At 35.0% G+C, this 19,037-nt stretch carries 12 protein-coding genes, 17 tRNA genes and 2 rRNA genes; 30 read left to right on the top strand and 1 reads right to left on the bottom strand.

All coding sequences use genetic code 11. The annotated features are described in order from the left end of the window. The 18 genes from BWGOE10_RS02485 to BWGOE10_RS02570 form a co-directional block, all read left to right on the top strand. A 23S ribosomal RNA gene (locus BWGOE10_RS02485) occupies positions 1-113 on the top strand; the annotation flags it as partial. Positions 114-213: 100 nt separating this feature from the next. Then, positions 214-329, top strand: a 5S ribosomal RNA gene (gene rrf / locus BWGOE10_RS02490). A gap of 8 nt (positions 330-337) precedes the next feature. Beyond that, positions 338-412, top strand: a tRNA-Asn gene (locus BWGOE10_RS02495). 2 nt (positions 413-414) lie between these two features. Next, a tRNA-Ser gene (locus BWGOE10_RS02500) sits at positions 415-506 on the top strand. 19 nt (positions 507-525) lie between these two features. Further along, positions 526-600: transfer RNA gene (locus BWGOE10_RS02505), tRNA-Glu, on the top strand. A gap of 5 nt (positions 601-605) precedes the next feature. Continuing rightward, a tRNA-Val gene (locus BWGOE10_RS02510) sits at positions 606-681 on the top strand. 24 nt (positions 682-705) lie between these two features. Continuing rightward, positions 706-782 (top strand) — tRNA-Met (locus BWGOE10_RS02515). A gap of 57 nt (positions 783-839) precedes the next feature. Continuing rightward, positions 840-916, top strand: a tRNA-Met gene (locus tag BWGOE10_RS02520). 3 nt (positions 917-919) lie between these two features. After that, positions 920-995, top strand: a tRNA-Asp gene (locus BWGOE10_RS02525). 9 nt (positions 996-1,004) lie between these two features. Further along, a tRNA-Phe gene (locus BWGOE10_RS02530) sits at positions 1,005-1,080 on the top strand. Between the two features lie 14 nt (positions 1,081-1,094). Then, a tRNA-Thr gene (locus tag BWGOE10_RS02535) sits at positions 1,095-1,170 on the top strand. 10 nt (positions 1,171-1,180) lie between these two features. Next, positions 1,181-1,264: transfer RNA gene (locus BWGOE10_RS02540), tRNA-Tyr, on the top strand. A gap of 8 nt (positions 1,265-1,272) precedes the next feature. Further along, positions 1,273-1,346: transfer RNA gene (locus BWGOE10_RS02545), tRNA-Trp, on the top strand. Between the two features lie 19 nt (positions 1,347-1,365). Beyond that, positions 1,366-1,441, top strand: a tRNA-His gene (locus BWGOE10_RS02550). 64 nt (positions 1,442-1,505) lie between these two features. Next, a tRNA-Gln gene (locus BWGOE10_RS02555) sits at positions 1,506-1,580 on the top strand. Between the two features lie 5 nt (positions 1,581-1,585). Continuing rightward, a tRNA-Gly gene (locus BWGOE10_RS02560) sits at positions 1,586-1,660 on the top strand. 14 nt (positions 1,661-1,674) lie between these two features. Continuing rightward, positions 1,675-1,745 (top strand) — tRNA-Cys (locus BWGOE10_RS02565). Positions 1,746-1,754: 9 nt separating this feature from the next. Beyond that, positions 1,755-1,836, top strand: a tRNA-Leu gene (locus tag BWGOE10_RS02570). Positions 1,837-2,076: 240 nt separating this feature from the next. On the opposite strand, the gene BWGOE10_RS02575 is transcribed toward BWGOE10_RS02570, so the two are convergent. Continuing rightward, positions 2,077-2,397, bottom strand: a complete 321-nt coding sequence (locus tag BWGOE10_RS02575; protein ID WP_070140792.1) for a DUF3884 family protein — start codon at positions 2,395-2,397, stop codon at positions 2,077-2,079. A gap of 659 nt (positions 2,398-3,056) precedes the next feature. Here BWGOE10_RS02575 and BWGOE10_RS02580 point away from each other — a divergent pair. The 12 genes from BWGOE10_RS02580 to BWGOE10_RS02635 all read left to right on the top strand — a co-directional run bounded on the left by BWGOE10_RS02580 (position 3,057) and on the right by BWGOE10_RS02635 (position 18,980). Then, positions 3,057-3,776 (top strand): YebC/PmpR family DNA-binding transcriptional regulator, encoded by a 720-nt coding sequence (locus tag BWGOE10_RS02580; protein ID WP_070140793.1) that lies wholly within the window; start codon positions 3,057-3,059, stop codon positions 3,774-3,776. A gap of 150 nt (positions 3,777-3,926) precedes the next feature. Then, on the top strand, positions 3,927-4,388 hold the full coding sequence (locus BWGOE10_RS02585; protein ID WP_070140794.1) for an NUDIX hydrolase: 462 nt from the start codon (positions 3,927-3,929) through the stop codon (positions 4,386-4,388). A 531-nt stretch (positions 4,389-4,919) separates the two neighbouring features. Continuing rightward, a complete protein-coding gene (locus BWGOE10_RS02590; protein WP_002113878.1) occupies positions 4,920-5,696 on the top strand; it encodes a transglycosylase domain-containing protein in 777 nt (258 codons plus the stop codon). A gap of 187 nt (positions 5,697-5,883) precedes the next feature. Further along, entirely contained in the window at positions 5,884-6,534 is a 651-nt protein-coding gene (locus tag BWGOE10_RS02595) for a DsbA family protein (protein WP_070140795.1), read from the top strand. 96 nt (positions 6,535-6,630) lie between these two features. Next, positions 6,631-6,704 (top strand) — tRNA-Gly (locus BWGOE10_RS02600). A gap of 200 nt (positions 6,705-6,904) precedes the next feature. Beyond that, positions 6,905-8,047: a tRNA epoxyqueuosine(34) reductase QueG gene (gene queG, locus BWGOE10_RS02605; RefSeq protein ID WP_070140796.1), complete on the top strand. Its 1,143-nt coding sequence runs from the start codon at positions 6,905-6,907 to the stop codon at positions 8,045-8,047. A gap of 44 nt (positions 8,048-8,091) precedes the next feature. After that, complete coding sequence (locus BWGOE10_RS02610; protein ID WP_070140797.1) at positions 8,092-8,979, top strand: amidase domain-containing protein; 888 nt, start codon at positions 8,092-8,094, stop codon at positions 8,977-8,979. A gap of 58 nt (positions 8,980-9,037) precedes the next feature. Continuing rightward, entirely contained in the window at positions 9,038-9,526 is a 489-nt protein-coding gene (gene trmL / locus BWGOE10_RS02615; protein ID WP_000538149.1) for a tRNA (uridine(34)/cytosine(34)/5-carboxymethylaminomethyluridine(34)-2'-O)-methyltransferase TrmL, read from the top strand. A 124-nt stretch (positions 9,527-9,650) separates the two neighbouring features. Next, complete coding sequence (locus tag BWGOE10_RS02620) at positions 9,651-11,720, top strand: GGDEF domain-containing phosphodiesterase (RefSeq protein WP_070140798.1); 2,070 nt, start codon at positions 9,651-9,653, stop codon at positions 11,718-11,720. 403 nt (positions 11,721-12,123) lie between these two features. Next, on the top strand, positions 12,124-14,019 hold the full coding sequence (locus BWGOE10_RS02625; protein WP_070140799.1) for a PrkA family serine protein kinase: 1,896 nt from the start codon (positions 12,124-12,126) through the stop codon (positions 14,017-14,019). Between the two features lie 449 nt (positions 14,020-14,468). Further along, complete coding sequence (gene yhbH, locus BWGOE10_RS02630; RefSeq protein ID WP_002113900.1) at positions 14,469-15,644, top strand: sporulation protein YhbH; 1,176 nt, start codon at positions 14,469-14,471, stop codon at positions 15,642-15,644. Positions 15,645-15,863: 219 nt separating this feature from the next. Continuing rightward, entirely contained in the window at positions 15,864-18,980 is a 3,117-nt protein-coding gene (locus BWGOE10_RS02635) for a leucine-rich repeat domain-containing protein (RefSeq protein WP_070140800.1), read from the top strand. Positions 18,981-19,037 lie beyond the last annotated feature (57 nt).

Genomic DNA, 19,037 nt, shown 5'->3' on the forward strand with positions numbered 1-19,037 from the left:
CCCATAGCGTAAGCTAGTAAGATCCCTGAAAGATGATCAGGTTGATAGGTTCGAGGTGGAAGCATGGTGACATGTGGAGCTGACGAATACTAATAGATCGAGGACTTAACCATATAATATGAAGCAACGTTATCTAGTTTTGAGAGAATATAAAAAACTTATTGACTTTCAGGGTGAATAAGTTATAATAATGATTGTCTCAAAAGAATAATGTCTGGTAATGATGGCAGAGAGGTCACACCCGTTCCCATACCGAACACGGAAGTTAAGCTCTCTAGCGCCGATGGTAGTTGGGACCTTGTCCCTGTGAGAGTAGGACGTTGCCAGGCAATATTATTCCGCAGTAGCTCAGCGGTAGAGCTATCGGCTGTTAACCGATCGGTCGTAGGTTCGATTCCTACCTGCGGAGCCATTGGAGAGCTGTCCGAGTTGGCCGAAGGAGCACGATTGGAAATCGTGTATACGTCACAAGCGTATCAAGGGTTCGAATCCCTTGCTCTCCGCCATAAGGAATTTATAATATTTGGCCCGTTGGTCAAGTGGTTAAGACACCGCCCTTTCACGGCGGTAACACGGGTTCGAATCCCGTACGGGTCACCACTTTTGGAGGATTAGCTCAGCTGGGAGAGCACCTGCCTTACAAGCAGGGGGTCGGCGGTTCGATCCCGTCATCCTCCACCATATAAATTATATGAATAATATTGTCGCGGGGTGGAGCAGTACGGTAGCTCGTCGGGCTCATAACCCGAAGGTCGCAGGTTCAAATCCTGTCCCCGCAACCAAACATTCTCGTAATGTGGTTGCTAACACTTATCATATAATTATATAAATAATATTATCGCGGGGTGGAGCAGTACGGTAGCTCGTCGGGCTCATAACCCGAAGGTCGCAGGTTCAAATCCTGTCTCCGCAACCAAATGGTCCCGTGGTGTAGTGGTTAACATGCCTGCCTGTCACGCAGGAGATCGCCGGTTCGACCCCGGTCGGGACCGCCATTTTAATAAGGCTCGGTAGCTCAGTCGGTAGAGCAGAGGACTGAAAATCCTCGTGTCGGCGGTTCGATTCCGTCCCGAGCCACCATTTTAATAAAATATGCCGGCTTAGCTCAATTGGTAGAGCAACTGACTTGTAATCAGTAGGTTGGGGGTTCAAGTCCTCTAGCCGGCACCATGTAAGTTTCGGAGGGGTAGCGAAGTGGCTAAACGCGGCGGACTGTAAATCCGCTCCTTCGGGTTCGGCAGTTCGAATCTGCCCCCCTCCACCATTTTACATAGGGGCATAGTTTAAAGGTAGAACTGAGGTCTCCAAAACCTCCAGTGTGGGTTCAATTCCTACTGCCCCTGCCAAATATATAAACACAACATGGCGGTTGTGGCGAAGTGGTTAACGCACCGGATTGTGGCTCCGGCATTCGTGGGTTCAATTCCCATCAGTCGCCCCATTTTTATTTTTAAAAATTACAAATAAATTAATGGATACTTACATATAATTAAGTAAAACTTCGGTGGGCTATAGCCAAGCGGTAAGGCAACGGACTTTGACTCCGTCATGCGCTGGTTCGAATCCAGCTAGCCCAGCCATTTTTGCGGAAGTAGTTCAGTGGTAGAATACAACCTTGCCAAGGTTGGGGTCGCGGGTTCGAATCCCGTCTTCCGCTCCATTTTAACTTCATATGGCGGCATAGCCAAGTGGTAAGGCAGAGGTCTGCAAAACCTTTACCACCGGTTCAAATCCGGTTGCCGCCTTTATTTTATGCCGATGTGGCGGAATTGGCAGACGCGCACGACTCAAAATCGTGTTCCTTCGGGAGTGTCGGTTCGACCCCGACCATCGGTATCACGAACGGCGTAACATCAAGGCTCTACACTAATTGTGTAGGGTTTTTTTGTGTTTTCTTCACACTACAAAATAAGCACTAATAGTGCGTTGGGGGGAGTGTGCGGTGAGTAAGCCACGAACTTTAGATACAGTTGGAAGAAACTATGAAGTACTAAAAGGATAAAACCGAACGTTCATTTTTATCCTTTTATAGAATTTCAGTAGAATATTACATATACAAGAATTTTTTCGAGCACTCTAGAGAGAATCTCTCCACCCCGGTGACATGAAGTTAAATCCGACACCACCAGTAGATATTAGTACATGATCAGCTGTTAATTTCGTAATTTCTAAAAACTTCTTTTCAAACTTTTCTCTGTTGTACTTGTACATAGTTGAGTGGCACGACCACATTTGCGTTGAAGTACTTAACCAGTCCCCTAATTCCTTTAATTCAGGAAACGACTCAAATTGAATTGGTTCATCTAATTTCATGAATCTCACTTGATAGATAGTTGGGTTTAGCTTTTCTCCTAGCCCTTTAAGACCATGTGCTTTTTTCTCATTTGAATGTGTCATAATAACTCTTCCCCATCCTTCTTTCAAATTTTTGAATTTCAGAAAAATTTTCCTATTTTAATTATACAGCAATAGAAAGTAATTAGGGGGATATTATGGTAACTTCTTCCTTTTTTTTATTGTTTAGCGAGAGATAATAAAATAAATCATCACAGTAATAAATGAAATAGGATAAACTTAATTAAGGGAGAGAAATGAAAGTAAAAGGTGTCAGTTATTTATTGTGATTCCATTTTGGCTCCGTTTCATTTTAATTTATCATGTTTAAAGAAGCTCAAAATTTTTTAAATGCTTTAAAATAAAGGATTTTAAGGATAGCACTCTATATAAATGTCACCTAAAAAGACTCAAAATCGTGTTCTTTCGGGAGTGTCGGTTCGACCCCGACCATCGGTATCGACGATGTAAAAAGACTCTAACAGAAATGTTAGAGTCTTTTTTGTTAAATTATGCTATATGATTCTAAAATTCGTAATAAACTTAGGAATTCATGTATAATATAACTTGTCGAAAGAACAAAATGATAGTGATTTATATTATGTCTGTAATATGAATCAAAAATGAACTTTTTATATTTCTTTTAAAAATGTGTTGAATACACATTATATTTCATATTAATATTTTTATGTAGATTTAAAATGGGAAAGTGAGTGGAAAGTATGGGCCGTAAATGGAACAATATTAAAGACAAAAAAGCATCAAAAGATGCAAATACAAGCCGTATATACGCGAAATTTGGACGTGAAATTTATGTGGCAGCAAAACAAGGCGAGCCAGATCCAGAATCAAATCAAACACTAAGAGTTGTATTAGAGCGTGCGAAAACATACAACGTGCCAAGAACAATTATTGACCGTGCAATTGAAAAGGCAAAAGGCGGTTCAGAAGAAAATTATGACGAGCTTCGTTATGAAGGTTTTGGACCAAACGGATCTATGGTAATTGTAGATACACTGACAAATAACGTAAACCGTACTGCAGCAGATGTACGAGCTGCATTTAGCAAAAACAGTGGTAACATGGGTGTAAATGGTTCTGTGGCTTACATGTTTGATGCGACAGCTGTTATCGGTCTTGAAGGTAAAACGTCAGATGAGGTTCTTGAAATCTTAATGGAAGCAGATGTAGATGCACGTGACATTCTAGAAGAAGAAGATTCTGTTATCGTTTATGCTGAACCTGATCAGTTCCATTCAGTACAATCTGCACTTAAAGATGCTGGTGTTGAAGAATTTACAGTTGCAGAATTAACAATGCTTGCACAAAGTGATGTAGAACTTCCTGAAGATGCTCAAGAACAATTTGAAAAAATGGTTGATGCATTAGAAGATTTAGAAGATGTACAACAAGTTTACCACAACGTAGACTTAGGAGAATAATAAAAGACAGGAGACCCTTTCGTTTAACGAATAGGGTCTTTTTTTATGGAGTTAATTAAGGTGGTAAAGTATTAAAGGTATTTTGTAGCTGTTAGGGAATATGGTTATAGGTTTGTATTTTAAATAATCGTATCTCTAGGAGGTATTTCTGTGGAGCATAAAACACCAAAGCATATTGTTGCCGTAGCAGGTTATTTAACAAATGAAAAGAATGAGGTGCTTTTAACGAAAGTGCACTGGCGAGCTGATACGTGGGAAATGCCTGGAGGACAGGTAGAAGAAGGGGAAGCGCTCGATCAAGCTGTTTGCAGAGAAATAATGGAGGAAACAGGATTAACTGTGAAGCCTATCGGAGTTACAGGGATTTATTATAATGCTTCTATGCATATTGTAGCTGTTGTTTTTAAAGTAGCATATGTTAGTGGTGAAATAAAAATTCAACCTGAAGAAATACAAGAGGCTAAATTTGTTGCTTTAAACGAAGAGAACATTGATGAGTATATAACGCGCCCTCATATGAAATCCAGGACACTTGATGCGATGAAAGCAATTCATTTCATTCCATACGAAACATGGGAAGTTCAGCCATATAATCTTATAGGAAGGTTGTAAAGTTTAGGTTAGTTATTTGAGGACAGCTCAAATTGCTAACCTTTTCTTTATGTATACTGTTTCAGAAAAAGGTCACAATAATAAAGTGTAGGCTAATAATTAGTGGAGGAAGCAGGACTACCACCTAATTTCCTAGCTTTAGCCAAGTTTTGAGGGAGAAGTCTTACTGCCCACAAATAGCGAGATAATCCGAAAGCTAGTATTGATTTATGGAACGTTTGTTCTGTATAATGGTGATATATCGTATATAATTAGATTGCTAGATGTTTAAAAGTATAAATGTATAAACTGATATAATAAAAGAATAAAGTGAAATTAAGGAGAGTCCTACTTCCTATAAATAGTGTGATAAATAAATGTATATTCAACATTTCATATGAATAGTAGATAAAAAAGGACTGTGATACAATACATTTTTACACCTTACAATGTTGTAAGGTAGGTGTAAGAGAAATCGATGGGATATTCTTTTACAACAAGGTATTCTTAAATTAAGAGTTATATATGCTGTGTGGAAAAGAGGTGTTCGAGATGAAAGAACGAGTATTATCTAGAGTGAATTATCATCAAAAAGTTGCATTAAATCCATTAACTAAATTTCTTTATAAAGCCATTATATTATTATTATTGTTAAGTTTTGCATTATTATTCGTTGGAAATGTAATGATTGAGCGAAGTGATATTAGTAAATTACATGTACCCGCTAAGTTAGAGGTGCCAGAATCATTAACACACGCATTTATTGCGACGGAAGATAAAAGGTTTTATCATCATAACGGTTTAGACTATATAGCAATTATTCGAGCTTCTATTGAAAATATAAAAGCTGGTGGGGTTGTGCAAGGAGGAAGCACGATTACACAGCAGCTATCTAAAAATGCTTTTTTATCTAATGAACGTACATTTTCTCGTAAGTGGAAAGAAATTTTTTATACGAAAAAGATTGAACGTACATTCACAAAGGATGAGATTTTAAAATTATATGTGAGTAATATTTACTACGGAGAAGGAGCATGGGGAATTGAAAAAGCAGCAAATCTTTACTTCGGTAAAAAGGTGGATCAATTAACGTTGGCTGAAAGTGCAATGATGGCTGCTGTAGTAAAAGCACCGGCTTATTACTCACCTGCACAAAATTATGATAAAGCAGTTGAGAGACGGAATGTAGTTTTAAGGCTAATGGAGAAAGAAGGGTATATAAATCATGATGAATATGTGCAAGCAGTTAGTGAGAAATTAGTAATTCGTCATGATATAAAAACAGAGCAATCTATGTTAAAAAACGCCCGTGAAAAAGCAGTAAGTTAAAAGAAGTTCCTACATAGGGGCTTCTTTTTTTGAATAATTTGTGACAAAAGACGACACAATATTGTCACAAATGTTGTATTTTTGTAATTTATGTGAGCGTGTTCATTGCGTGACGTATATAAGTGTTGATATTATGTGTATTGTGTACAATGCTGTATACAGAATATGAATTTAAAGAGGAATGTATATGAAATCAAATAAACTCATGGTTCTTGGTGTAGTTTTTTCTATCGCAGTATTGATTGTAATCGGAACAATTGCGTATAGCATCATAAATGACAAGAAAGATAAAGGGAATGAGATGTTTGCTTATTCTACACAACAATCTTTAGGGAAAGATGATGCTCCAGTTAAGGTAGTTGAATTTGGAGACTTTAAATGTCCAGCTTGTCGTACTTGGGATGTAACAGCATTGCCACGATTAAAAGAAGAGTATATTGATAAAGGTAAAGTGCAGTTATATTTTATTAACTTCCCGTTTATCGGAAAAGACTCTGATTTAGGTGCAGCTGCTGGTGAAGCAATTTACAAACAAGATCAAGATTCATTCTGGATTTTCTATGATGAGATTTATCAAAATCAAAAGAAAGATACGGAAGAATGGATTACAGAAGAATTACTTCTTAATATTGTGAAAGAAAAGCTTCCAAAAATTAATGTAGAACAGTTTAAAAAAGATTTACACAGTAAAGAAATGAAAGACAAAGTACGTAAAGATTCAGATCGTGCTCAAAAATTAAAAGTTCAAGGTGCTCCTTCAGTATATATAAATGGGAATCTTGCAAACCCTGATTTCGATAGTATGAAGAAGGCGATTGATAAAGAATTGAAAAAGTGATGAGGTATCTCATCACTTTTTCGACTTTTTTCGATAAATTTCTTGCTTCGATTTTTTTTACATGCTATACTACTTTACATAAGTTATTTCATATTTGCGGGTGTAGTTTAGTGGTAAAACAAGAGCCTTCCAAGCTCTGGTCGAGAGTTCGATTCTCTTCACCCGCTCCAAATTTTATTTAATGTTTTTCTAATAAATTGTGATCAACGCAGTGTTTCGTTTCTAAGATAAACGAAGCATTGCGTTTTTTAATGTTTGAAAATCATAATTGTATGCGAAAATAGAAGTGAAGAATATTATTCCAAAAGTGAATTGATAACCAATATAGTCGTTACATAAGGGATGGATTCATCGGAGGAGGCGATTGAAAATGGACTTTGAACAATTAAAGCAAGATGTAATTGCGTATAGTAAAACGATTGGTATAGATAAAATAGGTTTTGCCAGTGCTTCACCATTTGAGGAATTAAAGCAGCGTCTAATCCAGCAACAACAATTGAATTATCAGTCTGGATTCGAAGAGCCTGATATAGAGAAGAGAACGAATCCACAGCTATTGTTACCTGGTGCGAAATCAATCATTGCGATTGCTTTAGCATATCCTTCAAAATTAAAAAACGCACCATTAAGTAAACGAGGAGAACGTCGTGGGATTTTTTGCCGTGCTTCTTGGGGCCAAGATTATCACCTTGTTTTACGAGATCGTTTGCAAAAGTTAGAGGCGTATTTAATCGAAAAGCTTCCGGATATAGAAGTGAAATCAATGGTTGATACAGGGGAGCTAAGTGATCGAGCTGTTTCAGAGCGTGCCGGTATTGGATGGAGCGGTAAGAACTGCGCTATTATTACGCCGGAATTTGGTTCGTATGTATACTTAGGAGAAATGATTACGAATGTTCCATTCCCTCCCGATCGGCCAATAGAAGATCAATGTGGAAGTTGTACGAAATGTATTGATATTTGTCCTACAGGTGCTTTAGTACAAGGCGGCCAGTTGGACTCGAAGAAATGTATTGCATTTTTAACACAGACAAAAGGGTTTCTGCCTGAAGAATATCGCGATAAAATAGGAAACCGTATATATGGATGTGATACGTGTCAGACCGTTTGTCCGAAAAATAAAGGAATGGATTTCCACAACCATCCTGAGATGGAGCCTGATCCTGAATTAGTTAAACCATTATTAACACCACTTTTAACGATTAGTAATCGTGATTTTAAAGAGAAGTATGGAATTATGTCTGGTTCATGGAGAGGTAAAAAGCCATTGCAACGAAATGCTATTTTAGCACTTGCACATTTTAAAGAAGCAGCAGCAATTCCTGATTTAATTGGTGTTATGAAAGATGATCCAAGACCAGTACTTCGCGGAACAGCAGCATGGGCACTTGGGAAAATTGGCGGAGATGGAGTAGGCGAAGCAATTGAAAAAGCGATGGAACGTGAGAAAGATGAAGAGGTTCTTCATGAAATGAATCGTGGACTTGAATTGTTAGCACAGAAAAAAGAGTAGATAATATCTCCCTTTTTCATATTGTAATATGGGAGGGAGACTGAATGGTTGTAAAAGTGAGTATTGAGAAGCAAGTGCAACAGTTTTTAGCATATATAACAGAGAAACGAACTGATGTGGATGGTATTGCTGAAGATTTATTACAAATAGCGCAGAGAAAGAAACAATTGTTTCAAAAACGTAGTGCAGATATAGTGAAAGCAACTGCAGATATTTCTTTCATTAGACAATTAAATAGTGATGAGCATCAAGAAATTGATTATCAAATACACTTGAAATATTTAATTAAGCATAAAGAATTATTTTATATCGAAGAGGAACAATTAAAACGACGAGTTTGTTTAAAAAATAGTTGTATAATAGATGATTATGCTCTTGAAGCGTCAGAAGAAATAGGAATAGGTGAAACGTTAGAACGGGAAGTCACGAAAGAAAAATACGGTTCATATCAATATAATCGTTTAGAGGCAGTGAAATATGCAGAGCGTTGGTGGGATGATCGCAATCCTGCATACCGTAATTTTCCTGATAATTGTACAAATTTCATTTCACAATGTCTGCACACTGGAGAAGTACCAATGAACGGACATCCTAACATTCGTAAAGGGTGGTGGCAAAGGGGAAACCAGTGGAGTTGGAGCTGGGCTGTAGCACACTCTTTTTATTGGTATTTGTCAGGTGCTACAACAGGGCTTCGAGCAGAAGCAGTAGAAAAGCCAGAAGACCTTATTCTTGGCGATGTAATTGCGTATGATTTTGAGGATGATGGTAGGTGGAATCATACTACAATTGTAGTAGCAAAAGACGCAGATGGTATGCCGCTTGTAAATGCACATTCAGCGAATAGCCGCAGGCGTTATTGGAACTATGAAGACTCTAGTAAATATACACCACAAATGAAATATAAATTCTTTCATATTATTAATGGGTAGAGATTTTTCGTTCAAGTGGTATAATACGTAGTAGACAAAAAATAGAGGTGAATATCGCGTGGGAGTACATGTTGTTTTATATCAACCAGAAATTCCAGCAAATACAGGAAATATTGCACGTACTTGTGCAGCAACTGGAACAGAGTTACATTTGATTAGACCGCTTGGATTTTCAACGGATGACAAAATGTTAAAGCGTGCAGGACTAGATTATTGGCAGCACGTAAAAGTTACGTATTATGATTCAATCGAAGAATTTTATGAGAAAAATAAAGATGGTGAATTCTTCTATTTAACAAAGTATGGCGAGAAAGCTCATACAGCATTTGATTATAGCAAACGTGAGAAGGATTACTATTTCGTATTTGGAAGAGAAACAAATGGATTACCAGCTAATGTAATTGAAGAAAACTTCGATCATTGTTTACGTATTCCAATGACGGATAAAGTACGTTCATTAAATTTATCTAATACAGCAGCAATTTTAATTTATGAAGCGTTCCGTCAACAAAATTATCCAGGATTAGATTTAGAAATCGTTTATTAAAAGTCGCCATTTGGCGACTTTTTTATTTTTTTAAAAAATATGTAATCATACATTTTAAAAAAGGTACATATTCATATAGAATGAGATATATGAATAAAAATAGATAAGACGGGTTGAGATAAATATGAAGGAACAATATAATAATCAAAATACCTTTTTAAGTATGATAGATATGGATTTAGTAAGACAGGGACTGTTACATGCTATTCAAGATTTAGTGTTTATTGTGAAAGTTATTGATGATGAAACTTTTAAATATATCTATGTAAATAAAATAGGAATGGATCACGCCAGGCTAGGGAAAGAATGTTATGGAAAAACTTTTGCAGAAGTATTACCAGAAGATACGGCAAGGTTATTGCAAGGACAGTATGCAAAAGTAATGAGAGAAGCGAGAGCAATTACATTTTGTGATGTAATTAGTTTGCCAACTGGTGATATACATTATGAATCTTCACTTAATCCAGTATGCGATGTAAATGGAACATGTCAGTTTATTATTTGTATTACTAGAGATATTACAGCACAGGTTAAGAAAAAAGTGGAAATAGAAGAAAAACAAATGTTATTTAAGTCATTACTAGAATATAATAATGATTCCATTATATCTGTAGATTCTATTGGAAGAATTACATATGCAAATCCAGCAACTTATGAAATTTTTGGGTATCGATATGAAGAGTTAAAGGACCAATTTATTTTTCAGTTTATAAATAAAGAATATGAAAAAACTTTTCAAATTATATTTAAAAATGCTTTACAGGGAAGAGCAAAACAAATTGTTGCAAAGAAATACATTAATAAAGAAGGATATGAACTTTATATTTCCGTGAGGACAATCCCCATTATTGTGAATAGTGAAATCGTCGGGGTGTACATTGTTACGAGGGATGTTACGAGGCAAGTATTAAATGAGATGAAAACAGAATATTTGGCTTACTTCGATCAGTTAACGGGGTTAATGAATAGAATATCATGTACAAATAAGCTAAATGAATTTTTAGCTGAGAATAAAGAATTCGCATTGGTTTTTATAGATTTGGATGAATTTCACCTTATTAATGATACATTTGGTCATAAAGAAGGGGATCAAGTATTAAAAAAAGTTACTGAATGCCTACGGGAACTAAAAATAGAAGATATGCATTTATTTAGAGAACACGATGATCAATTTGTTATGTTAATAGAAAATATAACGAAAGAACGCGTAGAGGTAGTTGCACAAACAATATTAAAAAAAATTAGTGAGCATTTTGTAATAGAAAAAGAGGATGTTTATTTGAGTGCATCAATTGGGATTATAATGGCCCCAGAAGATGGAATGGATGAAAAAATGCTTTTCCAAAGAGTTGACGCAGCTTTGGAAAAAGCAAAGGAAAAAGGAAAAGGGTATTATCATTTTTATTGTAGTGGATTAGATTGTGAACGTGAACAAAGGTTTATAATGGAGAATCAGTTACATCGTGCTATAGAGAAAAATGAATTTTTCCTATATTATCAACCTCAAATTAATATTGAAACGGGAAAGATAGCCAGTATGGAAGCCTTAATAAGGTGGGAGAATAAAGAGCTAGGTTTTGTCTCGCCAAATCAATTTATCCCACTTGCTGAAAGAACAGGATTTATTATTAAACTTGATGAATGGGTAGTACATCAAGTTTGTGAGCAAATACGTGAATGGTTAAATAAAGGATATGAAGTTGTACCAATTGCAGTTAATATTTCAGCTAGACATTTTCGTTCTATTACATTAATAGAGATGATTACACGCGCTTTAAATAAGTACGATGTCCCTCCTCATTTATTAGCAATAGAAGTTACAGAAGGGGCTCTTATACATAAAGATTTATCGAAAAGAGTGTTATTGCAGTTAAAAGAACAAAATTTAAAGATTCATTTAGATGACTTTGGAACGGGATATTCATCTTTAAGTTATTTAAAAACATATCCGATTGATACGTTAAAAATTGATCGTTCTTTTATGGAAGGTATATATAAAGATGAAAGAGATTCGAATATTACGGCTGCAATTATTCATTTAGCACATACTCTAGGGTTAAATGTAATTGCAGAAGGAGTAGAAAAGGCGGAACAAATACAATTTTTAAAGGAAAAGAATGTGAAAATTGTACAAGGTTATTTTTATAATCGCCCTTTATCGATATACGATGTAGAAAATATTTATTTTAAATAGTGTATAAAAAACAAGAAAAAAAGTGATGTGCTGAAAAGCACATCACTTTTTATGTGTACCTGGCTTATCGTTATAACCAGATGTAAAAATAGCTGTAAGAAATGTGAGTGATACACCTAAAATTAATAATAACTTCATACTAATTTCCTCCTTACTTTTTCGGTTTACGAATCCTATTTGTGAATCGAAATGTATGTAAGGTTCCTAGAAGAAAAGAATTTATTTACAATGAATAGTAGCGTGAAAACTTTAATACCTTTATTATACAGAATTTTCTTTGAATTTTGGAGAGAATTTTATAGCGCTATTATATATTTCGTTTTGATTTAAAGAATGTTTAAGGACATCCTAGCATACCTTTTATAATAATCCGATTGAACAAGGAGATGGGGGAGGAGCTATAATGGATATTCTAAAGAAGATTGAACAATATCGGGAAGCAGAAGAACGTTTACAATGGGAAGGTACGTTTGCGGAGTATTTGGAGCTTGTGAAAGAAAGACCATGGGTGGCTCAAACAGCACACTCTCGCATTTACAATATGATAAAAGATGCTGGAATTGAAGAAGTTGATGGTAGAAGAAAATATAACTTCTTTAGTAATCAGCTATTTGGATTAGAGGATGCTTTAGAACGCCTTGTGGAAGAATATTTTCATCCATCTGCAAAACGATTAGATGTTAGAAAACGTATTTTGTTATTAATGGGGCCTGTTAGTGGGGGGAAATCAACATTAGTTACGATGTTGAAACGAGGATTAGAAACATATTCACGAACAGATCGTGGAGCAATTTTTGCAATAAAAGGCTGCCCAATGCATGAAGATCCACTTCATTTAATTCCGCAACATTTACGGAATGATTTCTTTGATGAGTATGGAGTAAGAATTGAAGGGAATTTATCACCATTAAATGTTATGCGTCTAGAGCAAGAATATGGGTCAAGAATTGAGGATGTAGTTGTAGAGCGTATTTTCTTCTCTGAAGATCGCCGTACAGGAATTGGTACATTTAGTCCTTCTGATCCAAAATCACAAGATATTGCCGATTTAACAGGTAGTCTAGACTTTTCTACAATTGCAGAATACGGTTCGGAATCAGATCCTCGTGCATATCGATTTGATGGAGAATTAAATAAGGCGAACCGCGGCATGATGGAATTCCAAGAGATGTTAAAATGTGATGAGAAATTTTTATGGCATTTACTATCGCTTACACAAGAAGGGAATTTTAAAGCAGGAAGATTTGCGCTTATTTCAGCAGATGAATTAATTGTAGCGCATACAAATGAAACAGAGTATCGTTCCTTCATAGCAAATAAGAAAAATGAAGCATTGCATTCACGTATTATTGTAATGCCGGTTCCATATAATTTACGGGTTAGTGAAGAAGAACATATTTATGAAAAAATGATTCGTGAAAGTGATGTGTCCAATGTTCATATTGCACCGCATACACTTCGCGTTGCAGCAATGTTTACTATTTTAACTCGTTTAAAAGACCCGAAGCGTCCGGATATTGATTTAATTAAAAAGATGCGTTTATATGATGGAGAAACGGTAGAAGGGTATAATGCGATCGATGTAGAGGAGCTGCAACGTGAATATCAAGATGAAGGTATGAAGGGGATTGATCCTCGTTATGTCATTAACCGAATCTCTTCTACAATTATTCGAAAAGAGGTACCATCTATTAATGCACTAGATGTACTGAGATCGTTAAAAGACGGATTGGATCAGCACCCGTCAATTAGTAGTGAAGACCGAGAGCGCTATATGAATTTCATCTCATTAGCGAGAAAAGAATACGATGAAATTGCTAAGAAAGAAGTACAAAAAGCATTTGTTTATTCATACGAAGAATCAGCTAAGACACTTATGGATAATTACTTAGATAACGTCGAAGCATACTGCAATAAATCAAAATTACGTGATCCGTTAACTGGTGAAGAAATGAGCCCAGATGAAAAACTTATGCGTTCAATTGAAGAGCAAATTGGAATTTCAGAAAATGCTAAGAAAGCATTCCGTGAAGAAATTTTAATTCGTATTTCTGCGTATGCACGTAAAGGAAAACGCTTTGATTATAATTCACACGAACGTCTTCGTGAAGCGATTCAGAAAAAACTATTTGCTGATTTAAAAGATATAGTGAAAATTACAACATCAACGAAAACGCCAGATGAAAATCAGCTTAAGAAAATCAATGATGTTGTTGCACGCTTAATTGATGAGCATGGATATAATTCTTCATCTGCGAATGAATTGTTACGCTATGTAGGTAGTTTGTTAAATCGATAGTTTGATAACAAAACGCTGTCTCTTGTTCTTGGGACGGCGTTTTGTTATCTATTGATACGTGTGAAAAGTGTCATAGCTTGTCCAAATATAATAAATTAAGATGCGATTTTATGAATTTATTGTCAATTATTTTTACAATATGCATATGATAGAGTAACCAACCATTCATACGAAAAAAGCCAACACAATACAATATGTTGCAATACGAAAATGTGTGCAACAATGCATTGTGTTTCTTTCTTATCAACGGCTGAATATTTCTTTCTATTATGTGAGTGGCAAAATTTTGTTTAAGATGCTCGGAGTATTGTATGAAAAACGCTATATATGTTTATGGGATGATTTTCGATGAACAGTTATTTTTCAAATATTCTAGTTACGCACACTAGAAAATAAAATTATAGATTGCTGTTCATAAGAGAAAACAAATACAGTAAGGAGGGAAAGGCATGGGCGAAGAAAATCAACCAAACTATACAATTTCACAGGAAAACTGGTCCCTCCATCGCAAAGGATATGACGACCAACAACGCCATCAAGAAAAAGTACAAGAGGCAATTAAAAATAATTTACCAGATCTTGTAACAGAAGAAAATATTGTTATGTCTAATGGTAGGGATGTTGTGAAAATACCAATTCGTTCCTTAGATGAATATAAGATTAGATACAATTATGATAAAAATAAACATGTTGGGCAAGGAAACGGTGACAGCAAAGTTGGAGATGTCGTTGCGAGAGATGGATCAGGTGGTCAAAAGCAGAAAGGACCAGGAAAAGGGCAAGGGGCAGGAGATGCAGCTGGAGAAGATTATTATGAAGCAGAAGTCTCAATTTTAGAATTGGAGCAAGCGTTTTTCAAAGAGTTAGAGTTGCCTAATTTAAAGAGAAAAGAACTGGATGAAAACCGGATTGAACACATTGAATTTAATGATATTAGAAAAACAGGATTATGGGGAAATATCGATAAGAAACGAACGATGATATCTGCATATAAACGAAATGCAATGCGTGGTAAAGCATCTTTCCATCCAATTCATCAAGAAGATTTAAAGTTCCGTACCTGGAATGAAGTGTTAAAGCCAGATTCAAAAGCTGTTGTATTAGCGATGATGGATACGAGTGGATCGATGGGAATATGGGAGAAGTATATGGCACGTAGCTTCTTTTTCTGGATGACAAGATTTTTACGCACAAAGTATGAAACTGTAGACATTGAGTTTATTGCTCACCATACGGAAGCGAAGGTCGTCACAGAAGAAGAGTTTTTCTCAAAAGGAGAAAGTGGCGGAACGATCTGTTCTTCCGTATACAAAAAAGCACTTGAGTTAATCGATAATAAATATTCACCAGACCGTTATAATATTTATCCATTCCATTTTTCAGACGGTGATAATTTAACTTCGGATAATGCTAGATGCGTAAAGCTTGTGGAAGAGTTGATGAAGAAGTGTAATATGTTTGGGTATGGGGAAGTGAATCAGTACAACCGCCATAGTACACTTATGTCAGCCTACAAAAACATTAAAGATGAGAATTTCAGATATTATATTTTAAAGCAAAAAGCAGATGTATTTCATGCAATGAAAAGCTTTTTTAAAGAAGAATCAGGAGAGAAAATGGCATAACCCCTTGTAAAAGGGGTTATTTTTTGTAAACTTTTTATCCCGCATTAACTGCCCGTAAAAGCCCGATTGGTGAGGGCTAATAATCAGAGGGGGATGGACAAGACCCCTTCTGATTAAAGTTTCACTTTATTTTTTAGTTTACAATGATATTGAAAATCATTATCATTTATTCGAGAAATGATTACATTTTGATTTATATATTTCGGAGGAGATGTAAAGTTGAGAAAGAATAAAAGAAAACATATAAATGCAATGATTATAGCTGCGGCGTTATCACTGCCGTTTGCTGTGTATTCGAAACCTGCTTTAGCGGCAGTAGCAATTGAGGCGAATAAAACTGGATATGCTTTAGAAGATGGTACATATGATGCTGTTATTAAAGCGTATAAAGATAAAACGAATGAAGAATCTATGGCAGCTGTTTATATAAAGGATGCTAAGTTAACAATTGAGAATGGAAAGAAAATTGTAACGGCAACGTTAAGTGATAGTGATTTCTTTCAATACTTGAAAACAGAGGATATTCGTACTCCTGGTGTGTTTCATGATGTGAAAGTCATATCTGAGGATAAAAAGAAAAATGGGACGAAGGTTATTCAATTTGAAGTTGGAGAATTAGGAAAAAGGTATAATATGCAAATGCACATTTATATTCCGACAATGGCATATGATAATAAATACCAAGTGCAGTTTGAAGTAAATACGTTAAATCTAGAAAACAATGTTCCAAAAGATCAAAAGGAAAATAAAGAGGATAAAGTAGAACAACAGGATGAAAGTGGAAATGTAATATTAGATAAGCAATTACAAATGCACATTAATAAATATAACTTGAATAGGGAGAATCTAAATACTCCAATAACTAAGGAAGATTTATTAAAAGTTAAATCTTTAATAGTCGTTGAGGCAAAAAGTAAAGGAATAAAAGACATAAGTGGTTTGGAATATATGACGAACTTAGAAAACTTAATGTTGGAAGAAGTTAAGTTAGAAAATATACACTTTATCTCGAAGTTGAGACAATTAAAATCATTAAGTATAACCTATAGTGAACTTGAAGATATTGGCCCTTTGGTTGAGCTAGAACATATTGAGTTTTTAACTTTGAGAAACAATAAAATTTCAGATTTAAGCCCATTAAGTCAAATGAAGAAGATTAAAATGCTAGATTTAAATAGCAATTATATAAAAGATATTAAACCATTATTTACAGTAACATCTTTAAGGACTTTGACTGTAGCAAATAATCAAATTAGTAATGCTAATCTTGCTGGGATTGAGCAATTAAAAAATGTAAAGAAATTATCTTTAAGTAACAATGGCCTTACTAATATCGAACATATTACATCAATGAAAAAATTAGTAGAGCTAGATCTTGCTAAAAATGAATTAGAAAACATCGAACCTTTATCAAGATTGTCTACTGTACAATCACTGAATTTAGAAGAAAACTATATTTCAGATATAACGCCACTTAGTCAATTAACAGGTTTATATGATTTAAAGCTAGGTTCAAATGAAATTCGTGATGTTAGACCGGTTCAAGAGTTAGGAAAAAGAATGTATATCGATATTCAAAGACAAAAAATCTTTTTAGATGATGTAGAAAAAGATAAGGAAGTTAAAATACCTATCTATAATTTACAAGGAGAACCACTCGAGACTATTCGATTGAAGAGTGAAGATGGAATAGTTAATAACGGTTCCATTAAATGGGGTACTTCTGGTGAAAAAATATACGAATTTATGTTGGATATAAAGCCAGAAGAGAATGGCATTAAATTTAATGGAATAGTAATTCAAAATGTTGTAGAACGGTTAGCGGAAATAAAGGAAACAACAAAAGGGGAGAAGGAACAAAATAAAAATGTGATACTCGACAAGAGTTTACAACAACATATTAATAAAGAGAATTTTGGTAGAGAGAATCTAAATGCCCCTATAACAAAAGAAGATTTATTACAGATTAAAACATTAGAGGTACTTGAAGAAAAAGGAAAAGAAATAAAAGATGTAACCGGTTTAGAGTACATGACGAACTTAGAAAACCTCACTTTAGAAGGAGTAGGCTTGAAAAATATTGAGTTCATCTCAAACTTGAAACAATTGAACGCTATGAATGTATCTCATAATAAAATTGAGGATATAACACCGTTATCTTCATTGGAAAATCTACAGTGGTTAAATCTTGCGGACAATCGTATTAAAGATGTATCGGTTCTTGGCTCAATGTTAGACTTACTTAGTTTAAAATTAGCTGGAAATGAGATTTGTGATGTAAGGCCGTTAATACAATTGGGGCAGTGGTTTACAATTGATGTTGGAAGACAAAATATCGTTTTAAATGATGCAAAAGTAAACGAAGAAATTCAAGTTCCTGTATATGATTTAGAAGGAGAAACCATTGAGAATATTAAACTGACAAGTGAGGGTGGAACGCTTAAAAACGGAGTAATAAAATGGAGTACTTCAGGTGAAAAGGTGTATAAATTTGATTTAGATTCGGATGAAATTAGCATAAGATTTAATGGAACAGTTACCCAGAATATAGTTGAAAAAGAGGAAGTAGAAGAAGTAGAAGAAGTAGAAGAAGTAGAAGAAGTAGAAGAAGTAGAAGAAGTGAAAGAACCAACAAAAGAAGTTGAAGGATCGAAAGAAGAAGTAAAAGAACCAACAACAGAAGTTGAAGGATCGAAAGAAGAAGTAAAAGAACCAACAACAGAAGTTGAAGGATCGAAAGAAGAAGTAAAAGAACCGGCAACAGAAGTTGAAGGATTGAAAGAAGAAGTAAAAGAACCAACAACAGAGGTTGAAGGATCGAAAGAAGAAGTAAAAGAACCGGCAACAGAAGTTGAAGGATCGAAAGAAGAAGTAAAAGAACCAACAGTAGAAGTTGAAGGATCGAAAGAAGAAATAAAAGAACCGGCAACAGAAGTTGAAGGATTAAAAGAAGAAGTAAAAGAACCAACAAAAGAAGTTGAAGGATTAAAAGAAGAAGTAAAAGAACCGACAAAAGAGGTTGAAGGATTAAAAGAAGAAGTAAAAGAACCAACAAAAGAAGTTGAAGGATCGAAAGAAGAGGTAAAAGAATCGACAACTGGATTGGTTCAAGAGCCAAAAGGAAATAATCAAGTTGTGCCAGAGAAAGTTGTTGGAAACGGGAGCGTGAAAGAAAATACTTCAAGCAAGTTAAATGATAATAAACAAGAAGAAAATAAGAAGTCTTTAGCAGCAACTGGTGGTCAAGCTAACACATCGACTTTACTTTCTGGATTAGCACTTGTTCTTTCAGCATTAAGTATGTTTGTATTTAGAAAGAGATTATTTAAGAAATAAAAAACGTTTTATCTTATTATTATGTAAAATAATTATATAAGTTTTTCAGAAGACCTG

Source organism: Bacillus mycoides (assembly GCF_001757995.1).
GTDB lineage: Bacteria > Bacillota > Bacilli > Bacillales > Bacillaceae_G > Bacillus_A > Bacillus_A mycoides_B.